This is a genomic window from Streptomyces sp. ICBB 8177 (assembly GCF_003144095.1).
Classification (GTDB): domain Bacteria; phylum Actinomycetota; class Actinomycetes; order Streptomycetales; family Streptomycetaceae; genus Streptantibioticus_D.
In genome coordinates this window covers 464,486-477,579 of sequence record NZ_NSKH01000002.1, presented here as the reverse complement: position 1 = coordinate 477,579, position 13,094 = coordinate 464,486, and the positions used below count along the sequence as shown (strand labels likewise).

General features: G+C 71.4%; 13 protein-coding genes and 1 tRNA gene. 3 read left to right on the top strand and 11 right to left on the bottom strand.

Translation table 11 applies throughout. From position 1 onward, the window contains the following. The 6 genes from pth to CK485_RS02530 all read right to left on the bottom strand — a co-directional run bounded on the left by pth (position 1) and on the right by CK485_RS02530 (position 5,204). Positions 1-585, bottom strand: coding sequence for an aminoacyl-tRNA hydrolase (pth, locus tag CK485_RS02555; RefSeq protein WP_109446596.1), 585 nt, complete (start codon positions 583-585; stop codon positions 1-3). Between the two features lie 153 nt (positions 586-738). Further along, positions 739-1,347, bottom strand: a complete 609-nt coding sequence (locus tag CK485_RS02550; protein WP_109446336.1) for a 50S ribosomal protein L25/general stress protein Ctc — start codon at positions 1,345-1,347, stop codon at positions 739-741. 244 nt (positions 1,348-1,591) lie between these two features. Then, positions 1,592-2,569 carry a ribose-phosphate diphosphokinase gene (locus tag CK485_RS02545; RefSeq protein ID WP_109446334.1) on the bottom strand — a complete coding sequence of 326 codons (978 nt, stop codon included), beginning with the start codon at positions 2,567-2,569 and terminating at the stop codon, positions 1,592-1,594. Between the two features lie 141 nt (positions 2,570-2,710). Next, positions 2,711-4,153 carry a bifunctional UDP-N-acetylglucosamine diphosphorylase/glucosamine-1-phosphate N-acetyltransferase GlmU gene (glmU, locus tag CK485_RS02540; protein ID WP_109446332.1) on the bottom strand — a complete coding sequence of 481 codons (1,443 nt, stop codon included), beginning with the start codon at positions 4,151-4,153 and terminating at the stop codon, positions 2,711-2,713. Between the two features lie 137 nt (positions 4,154-4,290). Then, positions 4,291-4,363: transfer RNA gene (locus CK485_RS02535), tRNA-Gln, on the bottom strand. 7 nt (positions 4,364-4,370) lie between these two features. Beyond that, on the bottom strand, positions 4,371-5,204 hold the full coding sequence (locus CK485_RS02530; protein WP_241968075.1) for a hypothetical protein: 834 nt from the start codon (positions 5,202-5,204) through the stop codon (positions 4,371-4,373). A gap of 121 nt (positions 5,205-5,325) precedes the next feature. Here CK485_RS02530 and CK485_RS02525 point away from each other — a divergent pair, with 121 nt between their 5' ends. Together CK485_RS02525 and CK485_RS02520 are read left to right on the top strand one after the other, a co-directional pair. After that, positions 5,326-6,315 carry a fatty acid desaturase gene (locus CK485_RS02525; protein WP_109446328.1) on the top strand — a complete coding sequence of 330 codons (990 nt, stop codon included), beginning with the start codon at positions 5,326-5,328 and terminating at the stop codon, positions 6,313-6,315. Between the two features lie 143 nt (positions 6,316-6,458). Further along, a complete protein-coding gene (locus CK485_RS02520) occupies positions 6,459-7,121 on the top strand; it encodes a TetR/AcrR family transcriptional regulator (protein ID WP_109446594.1) in 663 nt (220 codons plus the stop codon). Positions 7,122-7,235: 114 nt separating this feature from the next. Here the strand turns inward: CK485_RS02520 and CK485_RS02515 are convergent, their stop codons facing one another. Together CK485_RS02515 and CK485_RS02510 are read right to left on the bottom strand one after the other, a co-directional pair. Next, positions 7,236-7,601, bottom strand: coding sequence for a VOC family protein (locus CK485_RS02515; protein ID WP_109446326.1), 366 nt, complete (start codon positions 7,599-7,601; stop codon positions 7,236-7,238). 225 nt (positions 7,602-7,826) lie between these two features. Continuing rightward, entirely contained in the window at positions 7,827-8,636 is an 810-nt protein-coding gene (locus CK485_RS02510; protein ID WP_109446324.1) for a trans-aconitate 2-methyltransferase, read from the bottom strand. Between the two features lie 151 nt (positions 8,637-8,787). On the opposite strand from CK485_RS02510, the gene CK485_RS02505 reads away from it, so the two are divergent. Beyond that, positions 8,788-9,285 (top strand): MarR family transcriptional regulator, encoded by a 498-nt coding sequence (locus CK485_RS02505; RefSeq protein WP_109446322.1) that lies wholly within the window; start codon positions 8,788-8,790, stop codon positions 9,283-9,285. A gap of 94 nt (positions 9,286-9,379) precedes the next feature. On the opposite strand, the gene CK485_RS02500 is transcribed toward CK485_RS02505, so the two are convergent. The 3 genes from CK485_RS02500 to galE all read right to left on the bottom strand — a co-directional run bounded on the left by CK485_RS02500 (position 9,380) and on the right by galE (position 13,064). Next, a complete protein-coding gene (locus CK485_RS02500; RefSeq protein ID WP_109446320.1) occupies positions 9,380-10,258 on the bottom strand; it encodes a response regulator transcription factor in 879 nt (292 codons plus the stop codon). Between the two features lie 614 nt (positions 10,259-10,872). Further along, entirely contained in the window at positions 10,873-12,027 is a 1,155-nt protein-coding gene (gene galK / locus CK485_RS02495) for a galactokinase (RefSeq protein WP_109446318.1), read from the bottom strand. Beyond that, positions 12,024-13,064, bottom strand: coding sequence for a UDP-glucose 4-epimerase GalE (galE, locus tag CK485_RS02490; protein WP_109446316.1), 1,041 nt, complete (start codon positions 13,062-13,064; stop codon positions 12,024-12,026). The genes galK and galE overlap by 4 nt, the downstream gene beginning before the upstream one ends. Positions 13,065-13,094 lie beyond the last annotated feature (30 nt).

Here is a 13,094-nt window from a genome sequence, read left to right as displayed (position 1 = left end):
TCAGCCGTTGTACGTGCTCTGCGCCCGCTCCAGGCCGTCCTCGATCAGCGACTCCACCGCGTCCGCCGCGCGGTCCACGAACCACTCCAGCTCCTTGCGCTCCACCGAGGAGAAGTCCTTCAGCACGAACGACGCCACCTCCATCCGCCCCGGCGGCCGCCCGATCCCGCACCGCACCCGCAGATAGTCGGGACCCAGCGACTTCGTGATCGACTTCAGGCCGTTGTGACCGTTGTCACCGCCGCCCTTCTTCAGCCGCAGCGTCGCGTAGTCGATGTCCAACTCGTCGTGGACCGCGACGACCCGCTCCGTCGCCACCTTGTAGAAGTCCCGCAGCGCCGTCACCGGACCACCCGAGACGTTCATGAACGACATCGGCTTCGCCAGCACCACCCGCTGCCCGCCGATCCGGCCCTCCACGACCTGCGCCCGGCTCTTGTGCGCCTTGAACCGGCCACCGATCCGCTCCGCCAGCAGATCCACCACCATGAACCCGATGTTGTGCCGGTTGCCCGCGTACTCAGGACCGGGATTGCCGAGACCCGCCACCAGCCACGGCCCCTCGGCCCCCGCAGAACCACTCATGCTCACGCCCACCTTCTCCTCCCCGCTCCTTGCGCCCCGCAGGACCGTACGACACGACGAACCGCCGCCCGGACAGCACCGGACGGCGGTTCGCGGAAAACAGGCGACACGCCCCGCGCGGGGCGACCCTCAGGGCCCCACGCCACGCGTCACTCAGGCCTCGGCACCCTCGGCGGGAGCCTCGGCACCCTCCTCGGCCTCGGCCTCCTCGGCCGGAGCCTCGGCCTGCGCCGCCACGATCTGCAGCACGACCGCGTCGTCCTCGACGGCCAGCGAGGTGCCCTTCGGCAGCTCGATGTCCTTCGCCACGATCGACGCGCCGGCCTCCAGGCCCTCCACCGAGACGGTGACGGACTCCGGGATGTGGGTGGCCTCGGCCTCGACCGGCAGCGCGTTCAGCACGTGCTCGATCAGGTTGCCGCCCGGGGCCAGCTCGCCCTCGACGTGCACCGGGACCTCGACGGAGACCTTCTCGCCCCGCTTGACCTGCAGCAGGTCCACGTGCTCCAGGAAGCCCTTGATCGGGTCCTTCTGCACGGCCTTCGGGATGACCAGCTCGGACTTGCCGTCCACGTCCAGGCTGATCAGGACGTTCGGGGTCTTCAGCGCGAGCATCAGCTCGTGACCCGGCAGGTTGACGTGGACCGGCTCGGCGCCGTGACCGTAGACGACGCCCGGGACCTTGCCCTCGCGACGGGCGCGACGCGCGGCGCCCTTGCCGAACTCGGACCGCACACCAGCGGTGATCTTGACCTCAGCCATGTCAGCACTCCTCGTGGATGACGACGGATATGTACAACGATCTGCCGCTCGGTCCACGACGGACCTGCTCCGAACCCGCAACTCGCACTCTCGAAAGCGCGTCGATAACGGAGACCGCGCACGGTCTCCCTCGCCGAGCAACCCCGCGATTCTACCCGCCGCGACAGGGTGCCCGTTACCACGGCCGAGGGGGCGGAGGCGACCTGCGCCCCCGCCCCCTCGGGCAGACCATGTTCCACGTGTGTCAGTGCGCGTCGTTGAACAGGCTCGTCACCGAACCGTCCTCGAACACCTCGCGGATCGCACTCGCGATCATCGGCGCGATCGACAGCACCGTGATCTTGTCCAGCTCCAGCTCACCCGGCGTCGGCAGGGTGTCGGTGAACACGAACTCGCTCACCTTGGAGTTCTTCAGCCGGTCAGCCGCCGGACCCGACAGCACACCGTGCGTCGCCGTCACGATCACGTCCTCCGCACCGTTGGCGAACAACGCGTCCGCCGCCGCGCAGATCGTGCCACCGGTGTCGATCATGTCGTCCACCAGCACGCAGATGCGGCCCCGCACGTCACCGACCACCTCGTGCACGGTGACCTGGTTCGCCACATCCGGGTCACGCCTCTTGTGCACGATCGCCAGCGGCGCGCCCAGCCGGTCGCACCAGCGGTCCGCGACCCGCACCCGGCCCGCGTCCGGCGACACGATCGTCAGCTTCTCGCGGTCCACCTTCGTGCCCACGTAGTCCGCCAGCAGCGGCAGCGCGAACAGGTGGTCCACCGGGCCGTCGAAGAAACCCTGGATCTGGTCGGTGTGCAGGTCCACCGTCAGGATCCGGTCCGCACCCGCCGTCTTGAACAGATCGGCCATCAGCCGCGCCGAGATCGGCTCACGGCCACGGTGCTTCTTGTCCTGCCGCGCGTAACCGTAGAACGGCACGATCACGGTGATCCGCTTCGCCGACGCACGCTTCAACGCGTCGATCATGATCAACTGCTCCATGATCCACTTGTTGATGGGGGCCGTGTGGCTCTGGATCACGAAGGCGTCACAGCCTCGCGCCGACTCCTCGAACCGCACGTAGATCTCGCCGTTCGCGAAGTCGAAGGCCTTGGTCGGCACCAGCTGAACACCCAGCTTGTGCGCCACCTCCTCCGCCAGCTCGGGGTGGGCGCGGCCGGAGAAGAGCATCAGCTTCTTCTCACCGGTCGTCTTGATCCCGGTCACTGCACAGTCTCCTTGGTGATTCGACTGGTGTTCGACGCAGCTTCACCCGCGGATGGGCGAGCTGGCGGAAATGTGTGCACCCCACACGGTACGCCCCGCGCGACGCACTCGGATACCCGGGCGAAACGGATCATGCCCAGGTCACTCGCCACTTTCGGCCCGCTCCGCGGCCTTCGCGGCACCGCTCCCCGGCCGCTTGCGGACCACCCAGCCTTCGATATTGCGCTGCTGGCCACGGGCGACCGCCAGCGCGCCCGACGGCACGTCCTTGATGATCACAGAACCGGCCGCCGTGTAGACACCGTCCCCGACTGTGACAGGCGCCACGAACATGTTGTCCGCACCCGTCTTGCAGTAGCTGCCCACCGTCGTGTGGTGCTTGTGCTCACCGTCGTAGTTCACGAACACGCTCGCCGCACCGATGTTGGTGTGCTCACCGATCGTCGCGTCACCCACGTACGACAGGTGCGGCACCTTCGTGCCCTCACCGATCGACGCGTTCTTCATCTCCACGTACGTGCCCGCCTTCGAGCCGCGCGCCATCCGCGTCCCCGGCCGCAGGTACGCGTACGGGCCCACGCTGGCCTCCGGGCCGATCAACGCGCCCTCCGCCACCGTGAAACTCACCTTCGCGCCCTCGCCCACCACGGTGTCCGTCAGCGTCGAGTTCGGGCCCACCTGCGCACCGGCCGCCAGCCGCGTCGCACCCCGCAGCTGCGTCCCCGGGTGCACCACCGTGTCCGGCTCGAACTCCACCGTCACGTCCACCCACGTCGTCGCCGGATCCACGACCGTCGTACCGGCCAGCATCGCGTCCCGCAGCAGGCGGTCGTTGAGCATCCGGCGCGCCTGCGCCAACTGGACCCGGTTGTTGATGCCGGCCACCTCGCGGTGGTCCGCGGCGAGCGAGGCACCCACCCGGTGACCGCTCGCCCGCAGGATCGCCAGCGTGTCGGTCAGGTACTCCTCGCCCTGCGCGTTGTCCGTGGTGATCTTCGACAGCGCCTCCGCCAGCAGCTTCGCGTCGAAGGCGAACACACCCGAGTTGATCTCCCGGATCGCGCGCTGCGCGGCGTCGGCGTCCTTCTGCTCGACGATGCCGGCGACCGAGCCGTCGGCCTCGCGCACGATGCGGCCGTAGCCGGTGGCGTCCGGCACCTCGGCGGTCAGCACGGTCACCGCGTTGCCGTCGCGCTCGTGGGCTCCGGCCAGCTCGCGCAACGTGGCCGCGGTCAGCAGCGGGGTGTCGCCGCAGGTGATCACCACGGTGCCGTCGAGCGCCACGCCGTCGGCGGCCAGCGCGTCCAGGGCGGTGCGGACGGCGTGACCGGTGCCGTTCTGCTCCGCCTGGACGGCGGTGCGGGCGGCGGGGTCGATCTCGGCGAGGTGCGCGGCGACCTGCTCGCGGGCGTGGCCGACGACGACGACCAGGTGCTCGGGGTCCAGCTCACGGGCCGCGGCGGCCACGTGGCCCACCAGGGAGCGGCCGCAGATCTCGTGCAGCACCTTGGGGGTCGCCGACTTCATGCGGGTGCCCTCACCCGCGGCAAGGACGACGACGGCAGCCGGTCGGATGGGGCTCACGGGGAGGCTCCTCGGCGTTCGGGGGGTGGATACCCGCAGGATACCGAGGGGTTACGGAGGCGCCCATACGGGAGGGGGCCGACGGGCCAAGCGAAGGGCCCCGGTCAGCCGACCGGGGCCCTCATTCGAACCTTAAGCTCCGCCGCCAGGACTCGAACCCGGACCGAAGAGCACCAAAAGCTCCCGTGCTGCCAATTACACTACGGCGGAACGCTTGTCAAGCGGGCGATTCTCTTTGGCGCCGCTTGCCGACACCTACTATGCCGCACCACCAGCCTTCGATGCGACGGTATAGGTCGGCGCCGTTGAGCACTTTGACCGCGAGGCAGCCCCGATACCCCTCACCGACGCTCTTCCGGACCGTCGCAGGATTGTGGCGCTTGAGCGTCGTCTTGCCGAACGCAGCCGAGCCGTCGCCGACAAGTTCGGCCCAATACCGCTCTGCGGCGGCTACGTCGGCGGACTCGTGGATCATCAGTCGGAAGCGCAGCCTGCCAGGGTCGACACCAAGCAACTGGAGCCACGCCAGGTAGACCTCGATCACGTCCGGGTCACTATTGACAAAGATCACCGACTCATCGATCCGGTAAGGCTTGCTCTTGCTCCCCTCGGCCCAATAGAGCGCCACCCCCGCGATGAACAGTTCCCGGTCCGTCAGGCAACCGACCTCGGCCCTGGCCGCCGCCTTCGCCTCCTCCCTGGCGAGGCGGGTCCGTTCGCGGTACGGACCCCAGTCCGGCTTGCGCCTGGGCCGGGCAGGCGGAGCCAGATCCCTCACCCACAGCGACACCGAACTCCTCGACACCCCCAACGCCTCAACGATCTCGTCATACGTCTTCCCCTCTCCTCGCAACTCCCGCGCTCTCGCGCGCAGTTCGGTCTTCGCGGCGGTCTTTGAACAAGCGTTCACCCCGCCCTCGCCGACACGCCAGGCGTTCGGCGATCGACCACACGATCGAGTGGCTTCACCCGCCCGGGCGTGACCTGCACGGATGGAAGTCGTGCGGAAGTTCGCGGCCTCAGCCTTGATGACCTTGAGGAGCGGGCACATATGCCCGAGGCGCCGCATGCGCGGTGCTGGGCCGGGCGGGCCGGGCCCTGCCATACTTACGGCGACGTAGGTTACGGTCCCGTAGGTCCGTAAGACATTCCCGCACCCCCGAGGGACATACATGACCACACAGCCGGACGTGATCACCGAGCCCCGGGATCCCGCGCCCGCGGCGCAGCAGGCGCTGCCGAGCGCGACCCTGGGCGCCGACAGCAAGGGCTCCGTCGAGCAGATCACCTTGGCGCTGTTCATCGGCGTCCCGTTCGTCGCGCTCGTCGCGGCGATCCCGATCGCCTGGGGCTGGGGCATGAGCTGGCTCGACCTGGGCCTGATGGTGTTCATGTACTTCCTGGGCTGCCACGGCATCACCGTGGGCTTCCACCGCTACTTCACCCATGGCTCCTTCAAGGCGAAGCGCCCGTTGCGCGTCGCGCTGGCGATCGCCGGGTCGATGGCGGTCGAGGGGCCGGTCGTGCGCTGGGTGGCGGACCACCGCAGGCACCACAAGTTCTCCGACGCCGAGGGCGACCCGCACTCGCCGTGGCGTTACGGCGAGACCGTTCCGGCCCTGCTCAAGGGGTTGTGGTGGGCGCACATGGGCTGGATGTTCGACGAGGAGCAGACGCCGCAGCACAAGTACGCGCCGGATCTGATCAAGGACCCGGCGATCCGGATGGTGTCGCGGCAGTTCGTGCTGTGGACGACGGTGTCGTTGCTGATCCCGCCGCTGGTGGGTGGTCTGGTGACGATGTCGTGGTGGGGCGCCGCGTCGGCGTTCTTCTGGGGTTCGCTGGTACGGGTGGCGTTGCTGCACCACGTGACGTGGTCGATCAACTCGATCTGCCACGCGGTGGGCAAGCGCCCGTTCAGGTCGCGGGACCGTTCGGGGAACGTGTGGTGGCTGGCGGTGCTGTCGTGCGGTGAGTCGTGGCACAACCTGCACCACGCCGACCCGACGTGCGCGCGGCACGGGGTGATGCGTGGCCAGATCGACTCCAGCGCGCGGATCATCCGCTGGTTCGAGAAGCTCGGCTGGGCGTCGGACGTGCGCTGGCCGACCGCGGAGCGGATCGCCTCCCGGCGTAAGGAAGACGTCGCCGAAGCGGCATGATGGTGCCCGTGGCGACGGACGGGACGACGGGCAGGGCGGCGGGCGGCGGGACGCGCAGGGCGGCGTCGTCGCGGGGTTCCTCCGGAGCGAGGGGTTCCGCGGGTCGCGGCTCGTCGTCGGGGGTGTCGTCGGCGGGTACGGGGGTGCCGGTCGGGTCGTCGCCGGCTTCGTCGCCGGGTGGTCGCAGGACGCGCCGGGTGCGGATGACGGGGGCGCAGCGGCGTGAGCAACTGCTCGACGTAGGGCGGCAGTTGTTCGCGGAGCGCGGTTTCGAGGGCACGTCGGTGGAGGAGATCGCGCACAAGGCGGGGGTCTCCAAGCCGGTGGTGTACGAGCACTTCGGTGGCAAGGAAGGCTTGTACGCGGTGGTGGTGGACCGTGAGATGCGGTTGCTGCTGGACATGGTGACGAGCGCGCTGACCGGGGGTCATCCCCGGGAGTTGCTGGAGCAGGCGGCGTTCGCGCTGCTGGACTACATCGAGCAGTCGACGGACGGTTTCCGCATCCTGGTGCGCGATTCGCCGGTGGCGCAGTCGACGGGGACGTTCGCGTCGTTGATCAGTGACATCGCGACGCGGGTGGAGGACATCCTCGGCGAGGAGTTCAAGCAGCGGGGTTTCGAGCCGAAGCTGGCGCCGATGTACGCGCAGGCGCTGGTCGGCATGGTGGCGTTGACGGGTCAGTGGTGGCTTGACGTGCGGCGTCCGAAGAAGGCGGACGTGGCGGCGCATCTGGTGAACCTGGCGTGGAACGGGCTGTCGGGTCTGGAGCCGAAGCCGCGGCTGATAGGGCACCGGAAGGCGTGAGTGGCGGGCGGCGGCCCGCCTTCCTGAACGCGTGGGCGCCCCGCCCTCTACTGAACGCGCGAGCGCGCCGGCCGGCACGGGGCCGTGGGCCGGCGTGCGGCCGTTCCCGCCCGCTCACGCGTCGATCGGTTCGAGGAACTCGATGCGGTTGCCGTACGGGTCGTGCGCGTAGAAGCGGTGGTGGCCGGGGAGGTTGTCGTCCCAGGTGACGGTCGCTCCGCGTTCGGTGAGGCGGCGCGCGTAGGCGTGGATGCCGGTGACGCGCAGTCCCGGGTGGGCTTTCCTGGCGGGTGTGAAGTCGTGCTCGATGCCGATGTGGAGTTGGACGGTGCCGGCGGTGAACCAGCATCCGCCCCGGGCGGCGAGTGCGGGCGGTTTGGGGATCTCGGTCATGCCGAGGACGTCGCGGTAGTAGGCGCGCAGGTTGTCCTCGCTTCCGGGCGGGGCGGCGAGTTGGACGTGGTCGAGTGCGGTGATCACGGTGTCGGCTTCCTGGAGTTCGTGGGGCCGGGTGAGGGCCGGGTGAGGTCGGTCGGGGCGCCGACCAGCGGGCGCGGGACGGTGGGCCGGGCCGCGGCCGGAGGCCAGGGCGGGGTGCCGGCCGGGAGCCGGTGCGGGCCGCCCCCCGACGGTCCGCACCGGCTGCGGCGCCCCGTACGACCGCGGCCCCTCCCCCTCCGGGGGGCCTCCGGCCGCGCTCCGGGGTCAGTCCCGCCGGGTCGCGATCGCGAAGATGCGGCGGAACGGGAAGACCGTGCCGCGCGGTCCCGGCGGGTAGGCCTTGCGGAGCAGGTCGCGGTACTGGGCGACGAACTCGTGCTGGGCTTCCTCGTCGCCTGCGAGGGCGGTGAGGACGGGGCGCAGGGCGGTGCCCTTGGTCCAGTCGAGCACCGGGTCCTCTCCGGTGAGGAGCTGGACGTAGGTGGTCTCCCAGGCGTCGACGACGCAGTCGAGGCCGCTGAGGAGTTCGAGGTATCCGGCGGCGTCGAGGATGTGGGTGTAGCGGCGTCCGTGGCCGCCGAGGCGGTCGCGCCACTGGGGGGCGTCGCACAGGTCGTCGAGGAGGGCGTGGCTGGGTGAGGTGAAGTTGCCGGGGACCTGGAGGGCGAAGGTGCCGCCGGGGGCGAGGCTGTCGATCCAGGTGGGGATCATGTCGGGGTGGTTGGGGACCCACTGGAGGGCGGCGCTGGAGACGATGAGGTCGTAGGGGCGGTCGGGGATCCAGGTGGCGGCGTCGGCCCAGCGGAAGGAGAGCCTGCCGCCGCCGGGGGTGAGTCCGGCGTACTGCTCGGCGGTGGCGAGCATCTCGGCGGAGCTGTCGAGGCCGGTGACGCGGGCGTCGGGCCAGCGGTCGGCGAGCAGGGTGGTGACGTTGCCGGGGCCGCAGCCGAGGTCGGCGATGCGCGGGGGGTTGCCGGGGATGGCGGGGATGCGGTGGAGAAGGTCGTGGAAGGGCCGGGTGCGGTGTCCGGCGTGGCGGAGGTACTGCTGCGGATCCCAGGTCGCCTGGTGCATGGGCGGGGCCCCCTCATGAGGTGCGTGTCCTTGGTGGGAGGCGTGGCCGGCTTGCGCCTTGTCTCCCGTCGCCGACATTGCCCATACAATCCTCTTTCCAATCTCTTGATGTCAAGAGACTTCATGTCGACAGAACCACTACACTGATCGCATGGAGGACGAGGTCGACAGGCTGGTGGCTGCGTGGCGCCGTGAGCGCCCGGACCTCGACGTGGAGCCGCTGGAGGTGCTGAGCCGGGTCAGCAGGCTCGCCCGGCACCTGGACCGTGCGCGACGGCTCGCGTTCGCCGAGCACAGCCTGGAACCGTGGGAGTTCGACGTGCTGACGTCACTGCGGCGGGCCGGCGCCCCCTACCAGCTGTCACCGGGGCAGTTGCTCACCCAGACACTGGTGACCTCGGGCACGATGACCAACCGCATCGACCGGCTGGCCAAGCGCGGCCTGGTCGAGCGGCTGCCCGACCCCAACGACCGGCGTGGGGTGCTGGTGCGCCTCACCGTCGAGGGTCAGCACCGGGCCGACGAGTCGCTGGCCGGGCTGCTGGACCAGGAGCGGGCGATCCTGGCCGAGCTGTCCCCCCGCCAGCGCACGGAACTCGCCTCGCTGCTGCGACAGTTGACGGCGCCGTTCGACAACGTGCCGGGCTGACCGACGCGCCTTCCGGGGGTCGTACGGCCATGGGGCAGCGGGTCGTCGGTGTCAGGCGGATGGCGCCGCCGGCCGTGGCAGCGGGGCGTCGGCGTCACGCGGAAGTGCCGCTGCCCGCCGGTATCGCGAGGTCGGCCGGGCCGACGCCCGCGCGCCGGGCCAGCGCGACGGCGGCCAGGGTGGAGTGCACTCCGAGCTTGCCCAGCACGTTCTGCATGTGGGTGCGGACGGTGTGCGGGGAGAGGTAGAGCCGCTCCGCGACCGCCTTGCGCCCGAGACCGGCGACCATGCAGCGCAGCACTTCCCGCTCGCGCGGCGTCAGCGACTCCACCAGCCGTTCGCTCTCCGTGCGGTGCCTGCGGGCGGCCGTCAGCTCGCGCAGCACCCCGGTGAGCAGCGCGGGCGGCAGGTGCGTCTCGTCGCGCAGCACTCCGCGGATGACGGCGAGCAGCCGGGACAGGGAGCTGTCCTTGGCGACCCAGCCGGCCGCTCCGGCCTGTAGGGCGCGCGCGGCGCGGCGCGGGTCGTCGCGTTCGGCCAGGACGACGGTGCGGGTGGCGGGGTGGCCGGCGCGGACCCGCTCCACCAGGGCTATGCCGTCCAGCGGCGCGTCGCCCCCGGTCTGGGAAGGCGCGGCCGGCAGGCGCGGCGGCAGGGCGGAGGGACCCGGTTCGGTGGCGCGGATCTCCGCGGCGCGGGGATCGGCGGCGCGATTCTCTGCCGCACGGGTCTCCGCGGGCCGGGGCTCGGGCGCGCGCGGCGCGGGCAGGTGGGTGACGGTGCCCAGGTCGGCGTCGACCAGCAGCACGTCGAAGCGCCTGCCGTCGCCCGCGGCGCGGTCCAGGGCGCGTTGGGCCGCGGGGCCGCTTCCGGCCGCCATGACCTCGACGTCCGGTTCCGCCGCGAGGGCGGCGGCCAGCGACTCGGCGAATATGCGGTGGTCGTCGACCACCAGTACGCGGATCCGGGCCACGCGATCACACTCCCCCTCGCCGCGGACGACGGACGACTGCTGCTCGGCACGCGGGGCGAGGCGGACCGGTCCTCGGCCCCGGCGTACCACTCCCTGCGACCGGTCCCGTACACACCGGAACCTTTCCGAAAAGCGTAGGCCGGAGCGCTGACAACGGGGGCCGGAACGGCGAACTCGGGCGCGCGGGGCGGGTGTTCGGCGCGAAAGGAACGGCTGGCGGCGGGATCGCGGCTGTGGCGCGTACGGGGGCCGTACGGGAGGTGACGGCGGGTCGACACCCCAGGCAGAGGCGGTACGGGCCGGGGCGAGGGCGTCCGTCGCCTTCGGGTGACGACGTGGTTGGCGTCGTACGCGGGAACGGTCGCGCGGAGCGTCCGTGCGCGCCGGTCGGCCACTCCGCACGCCGCGCACGCCGTTCTCGTACGCAACGGCAGTCACACCGCACACGCCCGGCGCGCGAGGAGTGGCGACCGCCCGCCACGCGACCCCACCGCCGCCCTCCACGCGACCCCGCGCCCGCCCAGCCGCCCCTCCACGCCTTCAGAGGGGGCCGCTCACGCCCTCACGCGAGACGGCGCCTCACGCGGGACGGCGCCTCACGCCTTCGCCGCCGTTCACCCGATCCGTCCGGCCCCCGCGCCGGGCGTGGCGGTGAAGACTCGCGGCGCGGCCCACCCCTTCGTGGTGAACGCCCCGGTGATCGCTTCGGTGACCGCCTCCGCGCTCGCGGTCTCCGTCAGGACGATCGCGGAGCCGCCGAAGCCGCCCCCGGTCATCCGGGCCCCGAGCGCGCCGGTGTCGAGGGCGGTGTCGACCACGAGGTCCAACTCCGCGCAGGAGACCCGGAAGTCGTCGCGCAGCGAGGCGTGTCCCTCGGTCAGGAGGGGGCCGACGGCGCGGGGGTCGCCCGCTTCGAGGAGCGCGGCGACGCGGGCGACGCGGCGGTTCTCGGTGACGACGTGCCGCACCAGCCGCCGTACCTCCTCGCCGGTGCCGTCGGCCCGCAACCGCCGCAGCGCGGCGTCGAGTTCGCCGAAGGGGACGTCACGCAGCGCGGGTACGCCGAGGGCGGCGGCGCCCGCCTCGCAGCCGCGGCGGCGGTCGCCGTATGCGCCGTCGCTGTGGGCGTGCTTGACGCGGGTGTCGACGACCAGCAGCCGCAGGCCCGCGGCGGCCAGGTCGAACGGGATCTGACGCTGTGTCAGGTCTCGGGTGTCGAGGTGCAGGGCATGGCCCTCCGCGCAGCAGGCGGAGGCGGTCTGGTCCATGATCCCGGTGGGCGCGCCGACGAAGTCGTTCTCGGCGCGCTGGCACAGCCGGGCCAACGGGCCGCGCTCCAGGCCGAGTTCGTAGAGGTCGGACAGCGCGAGCGCGGTGACGACCTCCAGGGCGGCGGAGGAGGACAGCCCCGCGCCGGTGGGAACGGTGGAGTCGTAGTGGATGTCGGCTCCGCCGGGGTGGTGGCCGGCTTCGCGCAGGGCCCACAGGACTCCGGCGGGGTAGGCGGTCCAGCCGGTGATGCGCCCGGGGGCGAGGTCGGCGAGGCGCAGTTCGGTGACGGCGCCGGTGGGGTCGTCGCTGGAGTGCAGGCGCAGCAGGCCGTCGTCGCGGCGGGCGACGGTGGCTCGGATGGTGCGCGGGAGGGCGAACGGCATGACGAAGCCGTCGTTGTAGTCGGTGTGCTCCCCGATGAGGTTGACCCGCCCCGGGGCCGCCCATTCACCCTCTGGGGTGAATCCGAACGCCCGTTGGAACGCCTCGGCGGTCACGCCTCGTTCTCCTTGTGTGACGCGCTGGAGGGCGCGGCGGGCGAGGGGTCGCGGCGGTCCCCGCCCGGCTCGAACTCCCACGCGTCGCGGACGATCGACGCCAGGTCGGTACGGGTCGGCTTCCAGCCGAGTCGGGTGCGGGCGCGCTCGGCGGAGGCCACCAGGACCGCGGGGTCCCCTGCCCGCCGGGGCGCGGGGGTCTCCGGGATCGGGTGACCGGTGACCCGCCGGACGGTGTCGACGACCTCGCGCACGGAGAAGCCGTTGCCGTTGCCGAGGTTGCAGATCAGGTGCTCGCCCGCGCGTGCGTGGGCGAGGGAGAGGAGGTGGGCGTCGGCCAGGTCGGCGACGTGGATGTAGTCCCGGACGCAGGTGCCGTCCGGGGTGGGGTAGTCGTCGCCGTAGACGGAGATCGACTCGCGCTCGCCGCGGGCGACTTGGAGGACGAGGGGGATGAGATGCGACTCGGGTTCGTGGCGCTCGCCGTAGGTGGTGCCGTCCTGCGCGGTATACGCACCGGCGACGTTGAAGTAGCGCAGTGAGACCGCGGCCAGTCCATGGGCGGCGCATTCACCGCTGATCATCTGGTCGACGGCGAGCTTGGTCGCGCCGTACGGGTTGGTGGGCAGCGTCGGCAGGTCCTCGGTGATGGGGACGATGGCCGGTTCGCCGTAGGTGGCGGCGGTGGAGGAGAAGACGAGGGTGCGCACGCCGGCGTCGCGCATGGCGGTGAGCAGTTCGATGGTGCCGCCGACGTTGTTGCGCCAGTACTTCTCGGGCCGTGCGACGGATTCGCCGACCTGTGAGCAGGCGGCGAAGTGGAGCACGGCGTCGTAGGAGGGGTCCAGGACGCGGGCGGCGTCCTGGATGCGGCCCTCCACGAAGTCCGCCGCCGCGGGCACGCCGGCGCGGTGGCCGGTGGACAGGTCGTCCAGCACGGTGACCCGGTGCCCGGCCTCCAGCAGGTGGGCTGCCACGACGCTGCCGACGTAGCCGGCGCCGCCGGTGACGAGGTACCTCTTGGTGGTGCTGCTCACGTGGGTGTCGCCTTCCTGGGTGTGCTGAGG